Here is a 16,382-nt window from a genome sequence, read left to right on the forward strand (position 1 = left end):
GTTATGGGGCGCCGTAGTTGTGGAATCGGGCGTGGCCATCCTCGCTCAGCACGAAGCCGCGGCTGCGCAGCAGAGACCAGTCGCCGCTCTCCCACATGGGTTTGTCACCCCGGTTGCGACGGGGCAATACGATGGCGTCACGCTCCGGCAGATAGACTTCGGCCTCGCTGTTGTCCCGGGCGACCAGCACCCAGGCGGTTCGGTCATCGCCATACTTGAGAGAGCCGAGTCGGACCGCCTGCTCGGCGGGGATGAGGCAGCGTTCCATCAGGGGAGACCAGCGATATCCTTCGCTGCGCAGGCAGCCGTGCTGGTCGCGGACCAGGGCCTCATCATCCCACCAGGGCAGCAGGCTGCAGCCGGGCAGTAGTGTGATCATCATGACGATCCCTGTCATGCGTAACATGGGTTACTCCTGTTCGTCTCTCACGATGACGATGTCGCTGAAACCGAGTTCACGGAAGTAGTTCTCGCGAAACTCCTTGAGCATCTTCTTGTCGCGGCGGCTGATGTTGGCCACCTGCTCTTCCATGGCGCGGTAGCGCACCATATCGATACCCTCGGCGGCGGCAATCGCGTCAAAGATGCTGTGGTGTTTGTCGTTGGCGTAGCCAATCGACTTCAGCTGTTTACGATACTGATAGGTGATGGTGAATGCCATGATCGTTCTCTGATTTATGGTTTTTGCCAGATAGTGGCCTGCTGCCGGGTCAGCAGATAGAGGGCCTCTACCTTCTCGCGGGCCCAGGGAGTGCGGCGCAGGAAGGTGAGGCTCGACTTGATGCTGGGGTCATGGGTGAAGCAGCGCACCGGGATCTGCCGCCCCAGCTCGGGCCAGCCGTAGTGATCCACCAGTTCGGTGACCATCATGGCGAGGGTCACCCCGTGCAGGGGGTTGTTCGACTGGCTCATAGACTCATCCCTTGAGGCGGGCAAACGGGGCGCCCATGCGGGTGACCACGCCCGGTTGCAGGTGCGGCTCGAACTGCTCGAGCATGCCCGGTCCGAACAGGCAGACGACCGTGCTGCCAAGCTTGAACAGCCCCATCTCCTCGGCCTTCTTCAGGGTGATAGCCTGCTCACCCGGGTAGTCCCAGCGCTTGACCTCTTTGCGACCGCACGGGGCGATGCATCCGGCCCAGCTGGTCTCGATGCTGGCGACTATGGTGGCGCCGACCAGCACCATGGCCAGGGGGCCGTGTTCGGTGCGGAAGGTGGCGACCACCCGCTCGTTGCGGGCGAACAGGTTGGGCACGTTTTCGGCGGTCAGGGGATTGACCGAGAAGAGATCCCCCGGCACGAACACCATGCTTTCAAGCACACCGTCCAACGGCATATGGATGCGGTGGTAGTCCTTGGGCGCCAGGTAGATGGTGGCGAAGTCACCGTCTTTGAACGGGGCCACCAGATCGTCATAGCCCCCCAACAGCTCGCGGGCGCTGTAGTCGTGGCCCTTGGCCTGGATGATGCGGCCCTGGCTGATGGGGCCGAGCTGGCTGACGGTGCCGTCCACCGGCAGGGCCAGGGTCATGGGATCCTCGACCACGGGGCGGATTCCCTCCTTGAGCGGACGGGTGAAGAAGGCATTGAAGCTCTTGTAGTGAGCGGCCTCTTCATGCAGGGCCTCGCTCATGTCCACGCCGTAGCGACCAATGAAGTATTCGATGATGCGGGTGGTCAGGGTGCCCGCCTCGGCCGCCGCCAGTTTGCCCACCAGACGGGAGAGGGCGTGTTTGGGCAGGCAGTATTGACCGGCAATTTTCAGGGTATCGGTGAAGCTCATGATGCTCTCATTCGAAAAGTGGATCAGAGGCGGGCTTGCTGCCGGCCGTGACGGGTTTCCTGCATCGACTCCAGGATCCGGTGATAGTTGCCAAAGCGCTCGCGGGTGATCTCGCCCCGCTCGACCGCCTCGCGCAGGACGCAGCCGGGGTCATCCTTGTGCTTGCAGTCCCGGAACTTGCACCCCCCCAGGTAGTCGCGAAATTCCACGAAACACCAGGTGACCCGCTCCGGCTCCAGGTGCCAGAGGGCGAACTCGCGAATCCCCGGGGAGTCGATGAGATCGCCGCCGCTTGGGAAGTGGTAGAGGCGCGCCGTGGTGGTGGTGTGCTGGCCCAGACCCGAGACCTCGGAGATCTCGCCGGTCAGCACATCCAGCCCGGGCAGCAGGGCATTGGTCAGCGATGACTTGCCTACCCCGGACTGGCCTACGAAGATGCTCACCTTGTCGGCCAGGGCGGCCTTGAGGGCGTCAATACCCTCGCCGCTCTTGCTGCTCACCAGCAGCACCGGATAACCGAGTCCACGGTAGATATCGAGTTGACGCTCGATGGCGACGCGATCGGCGTCCCCCAACATGTCGACCTTGTTGAGGACGATAAAGGGGGTGATCTCCACGTCTTCGGCGGCTACCAGGTAGCGGTCGATGATATTGCTGGAGAACTCCGGCATGACGGAGGAGACGATGACGATCTGATCGATGTTGGCCGCCACCGGTTTGACCCCGTCATAGAAGTCGGGACGGGTCAGCACCGAGTGGCGAGGATGGACCGCCTCGATGACCCCCGGAACCCCTTCGTTGCTGCCCGGTCGCCAGATCACCTTGTCGCCGCACACCACGCTGCCGAGGGTGCGTCTCAGGTTGCAGCGGCCCAGGGTGCCATGTTGGGACTCCACATCCGCATGCTGGCCGAAGCGGCTGATGACCACCCCCTCCTCGGGGGCGCCCAGCAGGCTGTCATCGATCTGCGGCGCCTTCTCTTTTTTGAGGTCGTTCAGGCGCTTGTCGCGGTTGGCTTGTACCCGCCGCTGCTGTCCCAGATTGAGTTTCGCTCTCTTTGCCACGCGATTCGCCGTTTTGCTGCTAAAAACAAAGCCAGTATGATACATGCAAATTCACAAAATGCCGCCAAGAGTAAGCAAGATGACCGTTTCAGAGCAGAATCTGGTGTGGATCGATATGGAGATGACCGGCCTCGATCCCGATGAGTGCGTGGTGCTGGAGATCGCCTCCATCGTCACCGACAAGGATCTCAATGTGCTGGCCGAGGGGCCTGTGCTGGCCATTCATCAGAGCGAGGCCGAGCTGGCCAAGATGGACGAGTGGAACCAGAACACCCACGGCGCCTCGGGCCTGATCGACCGGGTGCGTGCCAGCCGGCACGACGAGGCGGCCGCCGTGGCCGAGACCCTGGCCTTCCTGCGCCAGTGGGTGCCCGAGCGAACCAGCCCCATGTGCGGCAACAGCATCGGCCAGGATCGCCGCTTCATGGTTCGCCACATGCCGGAGCTGGAGTCCTTCTTCCACTACCGCAACGTCGACGTCAGCACCATCAAGGAGCTGGTGCGTCGTTGGAAACCGGAGATCCTCGGGGAGTTCAAGAAGCAGGGGACCCACCAGGCCCTCGATGACATTCGTGAGTCGGTGGCCGAGCTGCGTTTCTATCGGGAGCGGATCTTTACCATCTGATCCTCGGCCATCGGGGGGCGGGTGAAAGGCCCGCCAATTCGGCGAGCTTTTAGGCATTCGCACCAGCGTGGCCGAAAAAGCCCTTGCAATTGAAGTGCCCCCTCGTATAATTCGGCTCCCGTGCAGTAGCGCAAGCTGCCGTACGTTGCGGGAATAGCTCAGTTGGTAGAGCACGACCTTGCCAAGGTCGGGGTCGCGAGTTCGAGTCTCGTTTCCCGCTCCAAATTTCGTCGGTGATGCCCGTTGCGGGAATAGCTCAGTTGGTAGAGCACGACCTTGCCAAGGTCGGGGTCGCGAGTTCGAGTCTCGTTTCCCGCTCCACTCATCGCGAAGACAATCTGTTGCGGGAATAGCTCAGTTGGTAGAGCACGACCTTGCCAAGGTCGGGGTCGCGAGTTCGAGTCTCGTTTCCCGCTCCAAAATATCGCCGATGGCACTCCGTTGCGGGAATAGCTCAGTTGGTAGAGCACGACCTTGCCAAGGTCGGGGTCGCGAGTTCGAGTCTCGTTTCCCGCTCCAATCCATCGCGATGACAATCTGTTTTGCGGGAATAGCTCAGTTGGTAGAGCACGACCTTGCCAAGGTCGGGGTCGCGAGTTCGAGTCTCGTTTCCCGCTCCAAAAATATCGCCGATGGCACTCCGTTGCGGGAATAGCTCAGTTGGTAGAGCACGACCTTGCCAAGGTCGGGGTCGCGAGTTCGAGTCTCGTTTCCCGCTCCAATCCATCGCGATGACAATCTGTTTTGCGGGAATAGCTCAGTTGGTAGAGCACGACCTTGCCAAGGTCGGGGTCGCGAGTTCGAGTCTCGTTTCCCGCTCCAAAAATATCGCCGATGGCACTCCGTTGCGGGAATAGCTCAGTTGGTAGAGCACGACCTTGCCAAGGTCGGGGTCGCGAGTTCGAGTCTCGTTTCCCGCTCCAAACCATCGCCGATAACACTCCGTTGCGGGAATAGCTCAGTTGGTAGAGCACGACCTTGCCAAGGTCGGGGTCGCGAGTTCGAGTCTCGTTTCCCGCTCCAAAATCTCCATTCTCTCGAATGGCTCTTCGCCCCTTGCGGCACGTTTTGTTCCACTTTCTCCCGGTTGTCGATTTATTCGCCACTTCTTTGACTTGTCGCAATCCCTCTCTCGGGACCGCTTGGCGCCGTTTTTCCCTCTGTAGATACTGGGATCGAGTCAATGACCGGAGGAGTTCATCATGCGCTTCCAACAGATCAAGGACTTGCTGCACTACCTGGAGCAGGTGCATCAGATGTTGTCACGCCTCTATGGCCGCCTCGAACGACAGGCGGATGCCGAGCGCAGCCGCCTGCTGCTGGCCTACCTCAGGGGGCGCGAGGAGTCGGCGCTGGTCCATCTGCAGGAGTACCGGCGGCAGATGAGCGAGGGTGTTTCAGATACCTGGCTGGAGCTGGGGTTTGCCGACGACCTGATCCCCCTCATCAATCAGAGCGAGCTGCCGGCCACCATGACCACGGATCATATCGTCTCTCTGGCCGATGGCATCGAGAGCCGGCTGGTGAGCGAGCTCTCCCGTCTGGCGCGCGAATGCCCGACCGAGGGGACCGCCAGCCTGCTCGACACCCTGGCCGCTCTGGAGCAGCAGCGGCGTCACCGCCTGATCCACGGTGCCCACCGTCTCGACGATATCTGATGACATGGGAAGAGGGCGTGGCGCCCTCTTCTGTCATCCGCGACGGCTCTGCTTGCGCCCCTGGCGGCTGGCGGCATAGAGGGCTGCCCCTATGATACCGGCCTGGTTCAGGCTGGCCGCCGGCAACAGGGGAGCCCGGGTGGCTATCTTGTCGATGAACTTGTCCATCTTGGCGGCGCTGCCGCCACCCAGGATGAAGAGATCCGGGGAGAAGAGAAATTCGAGTCGCGCCAGATAGTGATTGAAGCGCTTGCCCCATTTGCCCCAGCCCAGATCCTCGCGCTTGCGTACCGCGTCGGAGCAGTAGTGCTCGGCGACCATCCCCTCCAGCATCAGATAGCCCAGCTCGGTGTTGGGCAGCAGATGGCCGTTCACAAACACGGCGGTGCCGATGCCGGTGCCGACCGTAATCAGGATGACCACCCCCTCGTGCCCCTTGCCCTCGCCGAAGCGCATCTCGGCAATGCCTGCCGCATCGGCATCGTTAAGTACAAAGCAGGGCAGGCCGGTGATCTCGCCAAACAGTCGCTCGGCGTCGGTCTCGACCCAGCTCGGGTCTATATTCGCGGCACTCTTGGCAATCCCGTGATGGATGATGGCCGGAAAGCCGCACCCTACCGGGCCTTTCCAGTCGAAGTGCTCGACCAGCGCCTTGAGGGTGTGGGCGATGGCCGCCGGGGTTGCCGGCTGCGGGGTGGGGATGCGGTGGCGTTCGCCGATGAGCTCTCCCGTTGTGGTATCGACCAGGCATCCCTTGATGCCGCTTCCACCGATATCGACTCCCAAAATGTGCATGCTCTACTCCTTGTCTGCACGGGTGACGGCACAGGATGAAAAAGCGGATATCCCGGTGCAAGCCCTGCGATGGCTAGGCGTGATCCGGTAGACCTTTTTCGATGCAGCGGATCAGCCTTTGAGTCTTCTTGTTCTCTTCTTCGGCGCGACTCTGGAGGGTGGCGAGGGCCCAGTCGACATGCTCGGCCACCAGGGGCGTAGCATGGGGGCGTGCCTGTTCGAGAGCCGTGATGACCGCCCCGTCGGCCGGTCCGTTGCCGAGCGCTACCGCCAGGTTGCGACGCCAGCGCTGGTAGCCGATACGGCGGATCGGGCTCCCCTCGGTGTGCTTGAGAAAGGTCGGTTCATCCCAGCTCCACAGGGTGAGCAGGGGGGGGCGGTGCAGATTGGGGCGCGGGGTGAAGTCCGGCTCGGGGGTGGCGTCCGCGTAGCTGTTCCAGGGGCAGATCAGCTGGCAGTCATCGCAGCCATAGATACGGTTGCCGAGCGCCGGTCGCAGTTCGACCGGGATGGGCTCGTCGCTCTCTATGGTGAGATAGGAGATGCAGCGTCGTCCGTCCACCACATAGGGGGCGACGATGGCACCGGTGGGGCAGATGGTGAGGCAGGCGGTGCACTTGCCGCACTGCGCTTTCTCCACCGGGGCGTCGAGGGGCAGCGGGATGTTGACCAGCAGCTCCCCGAGGAAGAAGAAGGAGCCCGCCTCGGCGTTGAGCAGCAGGGAGTGTTTGCCCACCCAACCGAGCCCCGCCTTGGCCGCCAGGGGGCGCTCGAGGATCGGTGCCGAGTCGACGAAGGGGCGGTAACCCAGCCCTGCACAGGCCTGCTCGATGCGCTCGCCGAGCTGTTTGAGACGATTGCGCAGCACCTTGTGATAGTCGCGGCCGAGGGCGTAGCGACTGATGTAGCCGAGACGCGGGTCGCGCAGGGTGGCGGCGAATCCCGCCTCGAAGGGGAGATAGTTCATCCGCACCGAGATGACCCGCAGGGTCCCCGGCAGCAGCTCGTCGGGTCGGGCGCGCAGCATGCCGTGGCGCTCCATGTACTCCATACTGCCGTGATAGCCGGCGTCGAGCCAGGCCTGCAGGCGTGGCTCCTCGATACTCAGATCGGTGTCGGTGATGCCGGCCTGGTCGAAGCCTAGCTCCCTCGCCCAGAGCTTGATATGGTGGGCCAGAGCGTGCAGATCGGACTCGGAAGAGGGTTGCGGGAGGGAACTCATGGGCGAGCACTATCGGTGTGGCATGGAGACGCCATCAAGTCTACCACAGGCCCTGTGGCGTGCCGAACAGATACGCCAGGCCGAGGCCGAGCTGGCGAGTGCGGCCGGGCTCTCTCTCTATACCCTGATGGAGCGGGCAGGCGCGGCGCTGCTGTCGATCATTCAGCGCAACTGGCCCGAGGCGCGGCGTATTCTCATCTGCTGTGGTCCGGGCAACAACGGCGGCGATGGCTATGTACTGGCCCGTCTGCTGCGCGAGCGTGGGTTGCGAGTGCAGCTGGTGGCCACCCGTGAGCCGGCGCGTCTCAAGGGGGATGCCGGGCGTGCCGCCAGCGCCTGGTTGGCCGCAGGGGGAGAGGTGCTGGAGTCGATGGGCGGGCTGGAGAATCCCGACCTGCTGGTCGATGCCCTGCTCGGCACCGGTCTGGCTCATCAGGTGACGGGGCCAGAGGCGATGCTCATCGAGGCGATCAATCGCTGGCGAGCGGCCGGCGTGCCCGTGCTGGCGGTGGATCTCCCCTCCGGCTTGCAGGCCGATACCGGCAGCGTGCTCGGCTGTGCCGTGCAGGCTACCTATACCCTCACCTTTATCGGCCTCAAGCAGGGGCTGTTGACCGGACGCGGCCCGGATCAGGTAGGGGAGCTGGCCGTGGCCAGTCTGGGACTCGAGATCGAGCGCTGGGGGCGCCCCGCGGCCCTGCGTATCGACTATCCGCTCCTCGCACCCCGACTGGTACCAAGACGTCGCTCTGCCCACAAGGGCGATCACGGCCGGGTGTTGCTGGTCGGTGGTAATTCCGGCATGGGGGGGGCTATTTTGCTGGCGGGACGTGCTGCCCTGCGAGCCGGCGCCGGCCTGGTGCGGGTATGCCAGCACCCCGGCTTGCCCTCGCCAGCCTTGAGCCAGCCCGAGCTGATGCAAGGGGATCTGCAGGATGGTCGATGGGACACGGTGCGGGTCATCGGCCCCGGTCTCGGTCAGGATGAGTGGGCCAGGGGCTGTTTTGAGCGCTTCTTGTGTCAGGAGCGGTCGCTGGTGGTCGATGCCGATGGCCTCAATCTGCTGGCACAGGCCCCCCATCATCAGGATAATTGGGTGCTTACGCCTCACCCGGGTGAGGCGGCCAGGTTGCTGGATTGCGCCGTGGCGGTGGTTGAGGCCGACCGCTTCGCCGCCGTGGCGGCGCTGCAGCAGCGCTATGGCGGCGTGGTACTGCTCAAGGGAGCAGGTACCCTGATCCACGACGGACTCCATTGCTGGCTCTGCAACGAGGGGAATCCCGGCATGGCCGGGGGCGGCATGGGGGATCTGTTATCTGGTATAATCGGCGCCCTGCTGGCACAGGGGTTGGCACCAAGTGACGCCGTCTGTCTCGCCGTCGCCCTCCATGGGGAGGCGGCCGACCGGGCCGCGGCAGAGGGTGAGCGAGGGCTGCTAGCCTCGGATCTGTTGCCCTGGATACGCCGGCTCGCCAATCCGTCATAACCACAAGAAACGATTGAGAACATGACCAAACAGTTGTTGGTGTCGCTGTCCGACGAGGCGGCCACCGTAGATCTCGGCGGGCGTTTGGCCCGTGCCCTGGAGCGGGCGACTACTGTATTCCTGCACGGGGATCTGGGGGCCGGCAAGACCACCCTGACCCGCGGCTGGGTACAGGGATTGGGCCATACCGGCAAGGTAAAGAGCCCCACCTATACTCTGGTCGAGCCCTATGAGCTGGCCGACTGGCAGGTGTATCACTTTGATCTCTATCGCCTGGCCGATCCGGAAGAGCTGGAGTTCATGGGGATCCGCGACTACTTCGCCGAGCAGACCCTCTGTCTGGTAGAGTGGCCCGAAAAGGGTGAGGGCTGGTTGCCCGCCCCGGATCTCGAGATCACCCTGCGTTATGTGGGAGAGCAGCGGGAGGCCGAGCTCATTGCCCGGACTGCCATTGGTGAAGCCCTGTTACAACGGATCTGATACGTGCGCCTACTTCTCGCCTGCCTGCTTGCCATCGCCGCCCTGCCTGCCTGGGCCAACCAGCTCAAGGGAGTGCGTATCTGGCCCTCTCCCGACAGCACCCGAGTGGTGTTCGACATGGCCAGTGCTCCCGACTACCAGTTTCAGACCCTGACCAATCCGGCCCGGCTGGTCATCGACATCAAGAGCACCAGCAATGGGACCAATCTGGCTCGTATTGAAAACAAGAGCCAGGTGGTGCGCCGGCTGCGCGAGAGCACGCCGACCCAGAGCGGTAGCATCCGGCTGGTGTTGGACCTGAGCGAGCCGATCAAGCCGGTGGTCTTCCCGTTGGCGCCGGCAGGCCCTTATGGTCACCGTCTGGTGATCGATCTGCCCTATGAGGAGAAGGGGAGTCAGCCCAGCAGCAAGCCGGTGGCCCGCAGTGGTCATCCCGAGATCGTCATCGCCATCGATGCCGGACACGGGGGCGAAGATCCTGGCTCCATCGGGCCGCGGCGTACCTTCGAGAAACGGGTGACCCTGGCCATCTCCCAGCATCTGGCGGCCCTCATCGACAAGGAGCCGGGCATGCGCGCCGTGATGACCCGTCGCGGGGACTACTTCGTCGACCTCAACCGACGCTCCGAAATCGCCCGCAAGGGGAAATCGGATCTGCTCATCTCGGTGCATGCGGACAGCTTCAACAGCTCGGCCCCGCGCGGAGCCTCGGTCTGGGTGCTCTCGACCAACCGCGCCAACCGCGAGATGGGTCGCTGGCTGGAGCAGCAGGAGAAGCAGTCCGAGTTGCTCGGCGGGGTAGGCAAGGTGATCGCCGAGTCCGATCCCAACCCCTACCTGGCGCGCACCTTCCTGGATCTCTCCATGGACAAGTCCCGGGCCGAAGGGTACGACGTGAGCCGCCAGATCCTGCGCCACCTCGGTCAGGTAGCGCGTCTGCACAAGAAGGCGCCCCAGCACGCCAGTCTGGCGGTGCTCAAGTCGCCCGATATCCCCTCTGTGCTGGTCGAAACCGGTTTTATCTCCAACCACGAGGAGGAGAAGTTGCTCGGCTCCTCCGCCTATCAGCAGAAGGTGGCCCGGGCCATCTTCCAGGGGATTCGCTCCTACTATCTCACTCATCCCACCAAGGGGCCCATGCTCAAGGGCAAGCCAGCCCAGAGTGTGGCTGCCGCGCCGCGTCCGGCTGTTTCTGCAACTCCGGCGGCATCGTCAGGGTCGGCGGCCGGGGTGATCAAACCTTACAGTGAGGTCGCGACGGCCCGCCCCGTCAGCGGTGGGTCCCAGGCCACCTCTCGGCATGTTGTCAAACGGGGAGAGAGCCTCTCTCTGCTGGCGTTTCGATATGGCACGACCCAGGCGGCCCTGGTGGAGCTCAACAACCTGAAGTCGCGGGAAATCCAGATTGGACAGACACTCAAGGTCCCGGCCAGCGGGGTCGCCAGTGCGGCCAAACCGCCGATCCGCCACCAGGTGAAACGGGGGGAGAGCCTGTCCCGTCTGGCCGAGCGCTATGGCGTGACCCAGGCCAGGCTGGTCGAATATAACAACCTGAAGTCGCGCGAGATCCAGATTGGCCAGGTGCTGAAGATCCCTCAGGAGTAAGCCATGCCGATCCGTATCCTTCCTCCCATTCTCGCCAACCAGATCGCCGCCGGTGAGGTGGTCGAGCGCCCCTCTTCCGTGGTCAAGGAGCTGGTCGAGAACAGTCTCGATGCCGGTGCCGATCGGGTTGAGATCGATATCGAGAAGGGGGGGGCCAAGCTGATCCGCATCCGTGATAACGGCTGCGGTGTCCCCCAGGATGAGCTGGTGCTGGCGCTCTCTCGCCATGCCACCTCCAAGGTGGCGACTCTGGACGATCTGGAGGGGATTGCCAGCCTGGGTTTTCGCGGCGAGGCCCTTGCCTCCATCAGCTCGGTGTCGCGCCTGACATTTACCTCCAAAACCGCAGCCCAGTCAGAGGCGTGGCAGGCCCAGGCCGAAGGACGGGAGATGCAGGTAGCGGTGCGCCCGGCGGCTCATCCAGTGGGGACCACGGTGGAGGTGAACGACCTCTTCTTTAACACCCCGGCCCGACGCAAGTTTCTGCGCAGCGAGAAGACCGAATTCGCCCATATCGACGAGCTGATCCGCCGCATCGCCCTGTCGCGCTTCGATATCACCCTGATCCTGCGCCACAACGGCAAGGTGGTGCGCCAGTACAAGGCGGCTCAGACGGTGCAGGAGCAGGAGCGGCGCCTCGCCGCCGTGTGCGGTACCCCCTTTATGCATCACGCCCTGGCGGTGGAGAGCGAGCACAGCGATGTGCGCCTGCGTGGCTGGATCTCGACCCCTCAGGGGGCCAGGGCGCAAAACGATCTGCAATACACCTATGTCAACGGCCGCATGATGCGCGACAAGCTCATCAACCACGCCATTCGCCAGGCCTATGACGAGCTGTTGCCCTCCGATCACCACGCCGCCTATGTGCTCTATATCGAACTCGACCCGCGCCAGGTGGATGTAAACGTGCATCCGGCCAAGCATGAGGTGCGTTTCCATCAGGCTCGTCTGGTACACGACTTTATCTTCCAGGCGCTCTACACGGCCCTGCGTCAGGCGGCCGATGCCGAGCTGCCCCTGGCCGAGAGCCAGGTGGAGTTACCCAGTGCGCCGGCGCCTGTTTACCCCGGTCAGGCCGCCAGGGGCGAGTGGTATGAGGCGGAACACGCCTATCGAGCTCCGGCGTCGGTGCAGGAGTCCCCGGGTGGTTTTTCCGCGGGTGCGGGTGTTGGCCGCGGTCCCCGTGAGGGGGTTGATCCCCGTGCCGTGCGCGGCATGCAGGCCCTGATGAGTACGCTGCCGGCTGCGGAGCCTGTGGCTCTGCCGGAGCCGGCCTCGGTGACGACGGGGGCGCGCGCCCTCTCCCTGGTGCAGGGGCGCTATCTCTTGTGGGAGCAGGGAGGTCGGCTTGGCCTGCTCTCCCTGCGTCGTGCCGAAGGAGTGTTGCTGCTGGCCCATCTGCAAGAGCAGTGGCCCCAGGGGCTCACCACCCAACCGCTGCTGCTGCCGGTCTCCCTCAAGCTCCCGGCGAGTTTGCTCGAGCAAAGCGAGCTGCGTGGCGAGGTGCTCAGACGCATGGGCTTCGAGTCGAAGGGCGGGGGGCGTGAGACCCTTATCCTGACCCGGGTGCCGGCCCTGCTGCGTAGCTGCGACCTGGCACGGCTCTTCCCCGAGCTGTTGCAAATGCTGGCCAGTCTGCCGGAGGCCATCGGTGAGTCGGAGCGGGATCAGCTCTGTCGTTGGCTCATCGAACAGGGCTGTGGTACGGGCAAGGTCTATGACTTCACCACCGCCAGTCGTCTGTTACAGGAGCTGGCCTGCGATTATTCCGACCTGCTGGATGGGCCGTCGTTGACGCGCCTGCTGCCAGTGGCCGAACTGATAGAGGAGTTTGAACGTGGCTGAGTTGCCCCGGGCTATTTTTCTGATGGGGCCGACCGCCTCGGGCAAGACGGATCTCGCCATCGCGCTCACCCGCGTGCTGCCATGCGACATCATCAGCGTCGATTCGGCGCTGATCTACCGGGAGATGGACATCGGCACCGCCAAGCCGAGCGCGGCCGAGCTGGCCGCAGCCCCCCACAGGCTCATCGACATACTGGATCCGTCCCAGAGCTATTCGGCCGCCGACTTTCGCCGCGACGCCCTGCGCGAGATGGCCGAGATCGCCGGCCGTGGCCGTATTCCTCTGCTGGTTGGTGGCACCATGCTCTATTTCAAGGCCTTGCTGGAGGGGCTCTCGCCGCTCCCTTCGGCCGATCCCGAGGTGCGTCGCCAGCTGGAAGAGGAGGCCGAGCGTCTCGGCTGGCAGGCGCTGCACGATGAGTTGAGTCGTGTCGACCCGGTGGCCGGTGCCCGTATTCATCCCAACGATCCCCAGCGTCTGACCCGGGCCCTCGAGGTCTATCGGGTGAGCGGCAAGACCCTCACCGAATTGACGCGCACTCAGGGGGAGGCGCTTCCCTATCGGGTGAGCCAGTTCGCCATCGCCCCCGAGGAGCGCAGTGAGTTGCACCGGCGCATCGAACTGCGTTTCGATCTGATGCTGCAAGGGGGGCTCGAAGAGGAGGTGCGTCGACTCCTCGAGCGGGGAGACCTGACGCCGGATCTCCCCTCCATCCGCTGTGTCGGTTATCGCCAGATGTGGGACTACCTGATCGGGGAGGTCGGTTATGATGAGATGCGGTATCGTGGCATAGTAGCGACCCGGCAACTGGCCAAGCGTCAGATGACCTGGCTGCGGGGTTGGCCCGATGTGACCTGGTTGACAACGGGTGATGAGGATAATGTTCAGCGAGTGCTCAGCGTCGTTGGTGTAGCTTGACACTCCTTGTATAATCAGGTTGTTATATCGACGACCAACGTCTTACAACAACAAACACAATTAAATGAAGGAAAGAAAGATGGCTAAGGGGCAATCTCTCCAAGACCCGTTTTTGAATGCGCTGCGCCGTGAGCGTATTCCGGTTTCTATCTATTTGGTGAACGGCATCAAACTGCAAGGTCAAATCGAGTCCTTCGACCAGTTCGTTATCCTGCTCAAGAACACCGTCAGCCAGATGGTCTACAAGCATGCCATCTCCACCGTGGTGCCGGCTCGCGCCGTTAACCATCATCAGCATGCTGCCCAGGGCGGTCAGTCCGACGAGCAGCAGGGTGAGAGTGAAGCCTGACCCGATTCGGGCTTTCTTTAACGATAGCCCACTGACATTGAAGGAGTTTTCGCTTGTTTGACCGTTATGAAGGAGGCGAACAGGCTGTTCTGGTGCACGTCAACTTCAGCGACGAGGGTGAGCGGGAAGATCTCGAAGAGCTCAGAATGCTGGTCAGCTCTGCCGGGGTCAATACGCTGGCCGTCGTCACCACCAGTCGGGGTGCACCCAGTTCCAAATACTTCGTCGGTAGCGGTAAGGCCGAAGAGATCGCCGAGCAGGTGCGTATGCTCGGTGCCGATGTAGTCATCTTCAATCACGCCCTGACTCCGGCCCAGGAGCGCAACCTCGAGCGTCTGATCGAGTGTCGGGTGGTGGATCGTACCGGTCTCATCCTCGATATCTTTGCCCAGCGCGCTCGCACCCACGAGGGTAAGTTGCAGGTTGAGCTGGCCCAATTGCGTCACCTTTCGACCCGACTGGTTCGTGGTTGGACCCACCTGGAGCGTCAAAAGGGCGGTATCGGCCTGCGCGGTCCGGGTGAAACCCAGCTCGAGACCGACCGTCGTCTGCTGCGTGAACGCATCAAGTACATACTGCGCCGTCTCGACAAGGTGGCCAAGCAGCGCGAACAGGGGCGCCGCGCCCGCAATCGCAACGAGGTACCGACCGTCTCTCTGGTGGGTTACACCAACGCCGGCAAGTCCACTCTGTTCAACCAACTTACAGCCGCCAGCGTGTATGCTGCCGACCAACTGTTTGCCACCCTTGATCCGACCCTGCGCCGCCTCGATGTAAAGGATGTGGGCGATGTGATCCTGGCCGATACGGTCGGCTTTATCCGCCACCTCCCTCACGACCTGGTGGCCGCCTTCAAGGCGACCCTGCAAGAGACCCGGGAGGCGGACCTGCTGCTCCACGTGGTGGACTGCGCCGACGAACAGATGCAGGAGAACATCGCATCGGTTCAGAGCGTGTTGGCCGAGATTGAGGCCGATGATCGCCCCCAGCTGATGATCTGCAACAAGATCGACAAGCTGGCGGATCGTCCCGCCATGCTGGAGCGTGATGAAGAGGGTCGGCCGATGCGGGTCTGGCTCTCTGCCCAGAGCGGTGAAGGGTGTGAGCTCCTCTATCAGGCGTTGACCGAACTGCTCTCCGGAGCCATGGTACACCACCTGTTGCGGTTGCCCCCGTCACAGGCCCGGTTGCGCAGTATCTTCTATCGCCTCAAGGGGATAGAGCAGGAGTGCTTCAACGAGGAGGGGGATTGCCTGCTGGAGGTTCGCCTGCCGGCAGCCGACTGGAATCGCCTGCTGAAGCAAGAGGGTGACATGTTACAACGCTTTATCAGTCATGAAGGGGCTGATAGAGTCCATCTTCCATCTGCATGAGTTAATGGAGACGCTGATGGCTTGGAATGAGCCTGGAAATAATGGCAAAGACCGGGATCCCTGGGGGAATAACGGCAAGAATCAGGGTCCTCCGGACCTGGATGATCTCTTTAAAAACCTGAGCCGCCGTCTGGGTGGTCTGCTCGGGGGGGGCAATCGCTCCGGTGGTGAATTCAGCCGGGTGGGCCTCTCCGTGGCCGTCGCCGTGGGTGTGGTGGTGTGGGTCGTGAGCGGCTTCTATACCATCAAGGAGGCCGAGCGTGGCGTGGTACTGCGTTTTGGTGAGTACTCCCATATCGTCGAGCCTGGCCTGCGCTGGAAGCCGACCTTTATCGACAAGGTGATCCCGGTCGATGTGGAGTCCGTGCGTTCCCTGCCGGCCTCCGGCTTTATGCTGACCCAGGATGAGAACGTGGTGCGCGTCGAGATGGACGTTCAGTACCGAGTCGTCGATCCCAAGGCCTATCTCTTTAGCGTGACCAATGCTGACGAGAGCCTGCGCCAGGCCACCGACAGCGCCCTGCGCTACGTGGTCGGCCATAACTCCATGGATGACATCCTGACCACGGGGCGTGAACGGGTTCGTAGCGAGACGCGCGAAGGACTCGAGCAGATCATTGAGCCCTATCAGATGGGTCTGCAGGTGGTGGACGTAAACTTCCTGCCGGCCCGCCCGCCGGAAGAGGTGAAGGATGCGTTTGATGACGCCATCGCCGCCCAGGAAGATGAGCAACGCTTCATTCGTGAGGCGGAAGCCTATGCCCGTGAGGTCGAACCCAAGGCCCGTGGCCAGGTGAAACGCCTGGAGCAGGAGGCCGAGGGTTACAAGTCTCAGGTGGTACTGAAGGCCAAGGGTGAGGTGGCGCGTTTCAACGAGTTGCTGCCCCAGTACCTGGCTGCCCCCGAACTGACCCGCCAGCGTATCTATATCGAGACCATGGAGGAAATCTACCAGAACGCCAACAAGGTACTGGTCGATCTGCCCCAGGGTAACAACAGCATGATCTACCTCCCTCTCGACAAGCTGGGGTCTGGCAGCAAGCCGGCACGCCCCGTGGCGCCACAGGTGCCCATGGCTGGCGTCGACTCTCAACAGTCGGGTAGCGGTGTGATGGAGGGGGCTAACTCGGCTCCCGCCCCCATCCGCGGTGGCGATCGTTTCAGCGGGAGGAACTAAT

Annotated in this window: 17 protein-coding genes and 9 tRNA genes; 19 read left to right on the plus strand and 7 right to left on the minus strand. The window is 62.9% G+C overall.

Annotated features, from left to right (window positions below):
• Position 1: 1 nt before the first annotated feature.
• Genes AB5Y48_RS04410 through rsgA form a run of 5 tightly spaced genes read right to left on the minus strand, consistent with a single transcriptional unit; the run spans position 2 to position 2,847 of the window.
• Positions 2-406 (minus strand): hypothetical protein, encoded by a 405-nt coding sequence (locus tag AB5Y48_RS04410; RefSeq protein WP_050667556.1) that lies wholly within the window; start codon positions 404-406, stop codon positions 2-4.
• A gap of 3 nt (positions 407-409) precedes the next feature.
• Entirely contained in the window at positions 410-661 is a 252-nt protein-coding gene (locus tag AB5Y48_RS04415; protein WP_368163830.1) for a DUF2960 domain-containing protein, read from the minus strand.
• A 14-nt stretch (positions 662-675) separates the two neighbouring features.
• The gene (locus AB5Y48_RS04420; protein WP_050667554.1) at positions 676-912 is read right to left on the minus strand and encodes a VF530 family DNA-binding protein; all 237 of its coding nucleotides are present in this window, start codon (positions 910-912) and stop codon (positions 676-678) included.
• Positions 913-916: 4 nt separating this feature from the next.
• Positions 917-1,783 (minus strand): archaetidylserine decarboxylase, encoded by an 867-nt coding sequence (asd, locus tag AB5Y48_RS04425; RefSeq protein WP_050667553.1) that lies wholly within the window; start codon positions 1,781-1,783, stop codon positions 917-919.
• A 23-nt stretch (positions 1,784-1,806) separates the two neighbouring features.
• The gene (gene rsgA / locus AB5Y48_RS04430) at positions 1,807-2,847 is read right to left on the minus strand and encodes a small ribosomal subunit biogenesis GTPase RsgA (RefSeq protein WP_050667552.1); all 1,041 of its coding nucleotides are present in this window, start codon (positions 2,845-2,847) and stop codon (positions 1,807-1,809) included.
• A gap of 79 nt (positions 2,848-2,926) precedes the next feature.
• Between rsgA and orn the strand changes: the two genes are divergently transcribed.
• From orn to AB5Y48_RS04485, 11 genes are all read left to right on the plus strand, one after another.
• Positions 2,927-3,472 carry an oligoribonuclease gene (gene orn / locus AB5Y48_RS04435; RefSeq protein WP_050667551.1) on the plus strand — a complete coding sequence of 182 codons (546 nt, stop codon included), beginning with the start codon at positions 2,927-2,929 and terminating at the stop codon, positions 3,470-3,472.
• A gap of 147 nt (positions 3,473-3,619) precedes the next feature.
• Positions 3,620-3,695, plus strand: a tRNA-Gly gene (locus tag AB5Y48_RS04440).
• Positions 3,696-3,717: 22 nt separating this feature from the next.
• Positions 3,718-3,793 (plus strand) — tRNA-Gly (locus tag AB5Y48_RS04445).
• Between the two features lie 22 nt (positions 3,794-3,815).
• Positions 3,816-3,891: transfer RNA gene (locus AB5Y48_RS04450), tRNA-Gly, on the plus strand.
• Positions 3,892-3,915: 24 nt separating this feature from the next.
• Positions 3,916-3,991 (plus strand) — tRNA-Gly (locus AB5Y48_RS04455).
• A 25-nt stretch (positions 3,992-4,016) separates the two neighbouring features.
• Positions 4,017-4,092: transfer RNA gene (locus tag AB5Y48_RS04460), tRNA-Gly, on the plus strand.
• Positions 4,093-4,117: 25 nt separating this feature from the next.
• Positions 4,118-4,193: transfer RNA gene (locus AB5Y48_RS04465), tRNA-Gly, on the plus strand.
• A gap of 25 nt (positions 4,194-4,218) precedes the next feature.
• A tRNA-Gly gene (locus AB5Y48_RS04470) sits at positions 4,219-4,294 on the plus strand.
• A 25-nt stretch (positions 4,295-4,319) separates the two neighbouring features.
• Positions 4,320-4,395: transfer RNA gene (locus AB5Y48_RS04475), tRNA-Gly, on the plus strand.
• A 24-nt stretch (positions 4,396-4,419) separates the two neighbouring features.
• A tRNA-Gly gene (locus AB5Y48_RS04480) sits at positions 4,420-4,495 on the plus strand.
• Positions 4,496-4,674: 179 nt separating this feature from the next.
• Positions 4,675-5,130, plus strand: a complete 456-nt coding sequence (locus AB5Y48_RS04485; RefSeq protein WP_050667550.1) for a hypothetical protein — start codon at positions 4,675-4,677, stop codon at positions 5,128-5,130.
• 33 nt (positions 5,131-5,163) lie between these two features.
• Here the strand turns inward: AB5Y48_RS04485 and ppgK are convergent, their stop codons facing one another.
• Both ppgK and queG read right to left on the minus strand, forming a co-directional pair.
• Positions 5,164-5,925, minus strand: a complete 762-nt coding sequence (ppgK, locus tag AB5Y48_RS04490; protein ID WP_368163831.1) for a polyphosphate--glucose phosphotransferase — start codon at positions 5,923-5,925, stop codon at positions 5,164-5,166.
• 73 nt (positions 5,926-5,998) lie between these two features.
• Complete coding sequence (gene queG / locus AB5Y48_RS04495; protein ID WP_368163832.1) at positions 5,999-7,147, minus strand: tRNA epoxyqueuosine(34) reductase QueG; 1,149 nt, start codon at positions 7,145-7,147, stop codon at positions 5,999-6,001.
• On the opposite strand from queG, the gene AB5Y48_RS04500 reads away from it, so the two are divergent.
• From AB5Y48_RS04500 to hflK, 8 genes are all read left to right on the plus strand, one after another.
• Positions 7,146-8,633, plus strand: a complete 1,488-nt coding sequence (locus tag AB5Y48_RS04500; protein ID WP_368163833.1) for an NAD(P)H-hydrate dehydratase — start codon at positions 7,146-7,148, stop codon at positions 8,631-8,633. The genes queG and AB5Y48_RS04500 overlap by 2 nt on opposite strands.
• Positions 8,634-8,654: 21 nt before the next feature.
• Positions 8,655-9,113 carry a tRNA (adenosine(37)-N6)-threonylcarbamoyltransferase complex ATPase subunit type 1 TsaE gene (gene tsaE, locus AB5Y48_RS04505; RefSeq protein WP_050667661.1) on the plus strand — a complete coding sequence of 153 codons (459 nt, stop codon included), beginning with the start codon at positions 8,655-8,657 and terminating at the stop codon, positions 9,111-9,113.
• Positions 9,114-9,116: 3 nt separating this feature from the next.
• Complete coding sequence (locus tag AB5Y48_RS04510; protein ID WP_368163834.1) at positions 9,117-10,718, plus strand: N-acetylmuramoyl-L-alanine amidase; 1,602 nt, start codon at positions 9,117-9,119, stop codon at positions 10,716-10,718.
• A 3-nt stretch (positions 10,719-10,721) separates the two neighbouring features.
• The gene (gene mutL, locus AB5Y48_RS04515) at positions 10,722-12,563 is read left to right on the plus strand and encodes a DNA mismatch repair endonuclease MutL (RefSeq protein ID WP_368163835.1); all 1,842 of its coding nucleotides are present in this window, start codon (positions 10,722-10,724) and stop codon (positions 12,561-12,563) included.
• A 1-nt stretch (position 12,564) separates the two neighbouring features.
• Positions 12,565-13,482, plus strand: a complete 918-nt coding sequence (gene miaA, locus AB5Y48_RS04520) for a tRNA (adenosine(37)-N6)-dimethylallyltransferase MiaA (RefSeq protein ID WP_368163855.1) — start codon at positions 12,565-12,567, stop codon at positions 13,480-13,482.
• Between the two features lie 79 nt (positions 13,483-13,561).
• The gene (hfq, locus tag AB5Y48_RS04525) at positions 13,562-13,831 is read left to right on the plus strand and encodes an RNA chaperone Hfq (RefSeq protein ID WP_050667664.1); all 270 of its coding nucleotides are present in this window, start codon (positions 13,562-13,564) and stop codon (positions 13,829-13,831) included.
• A 53-nt stretch (positions 13,832-13,884) separates the two neighbouring features.
• On the plus strand, positions 13,885-15,204 hold the full coding sequence (hflX, locus tag AB5Y48_RS04530; RefSeq protein ID WP_050667665.1) for a ribosome rescue GTPase HflX: 1,320 nt from the start codon (positions 13,885-13,887) through the stop codon (positions 15,202-15,204).
• Between the two features lie 16 nt (positions 15,205-15,220).
• Positions 15,221-16,381 (plus strand): FtsH protease activity modulator HflK, encoded by a 1,161-nt coding sequence (hflK, locus tag AB5Y48_RS04535; RefSeq protein ID WP_060587571.1) that lies wholly within the window; start codon positions 15,221-15,223, stop codon positions 16,379-16,381.
• Position 16,382: the final 1 nt, after the last annotated feature.

Origin of the sequence: Aeromonas sp. R6-2 (assembly GCF_040908155.1) — a bacterium.
Taxonomy (GTDB): domain Bacteria; phylum Pseudomonadota; class Gammaproteobacteria; order Enterobacterales; family Aeromonadaceae; genus Aeromonas; species Aeromonas schubertii.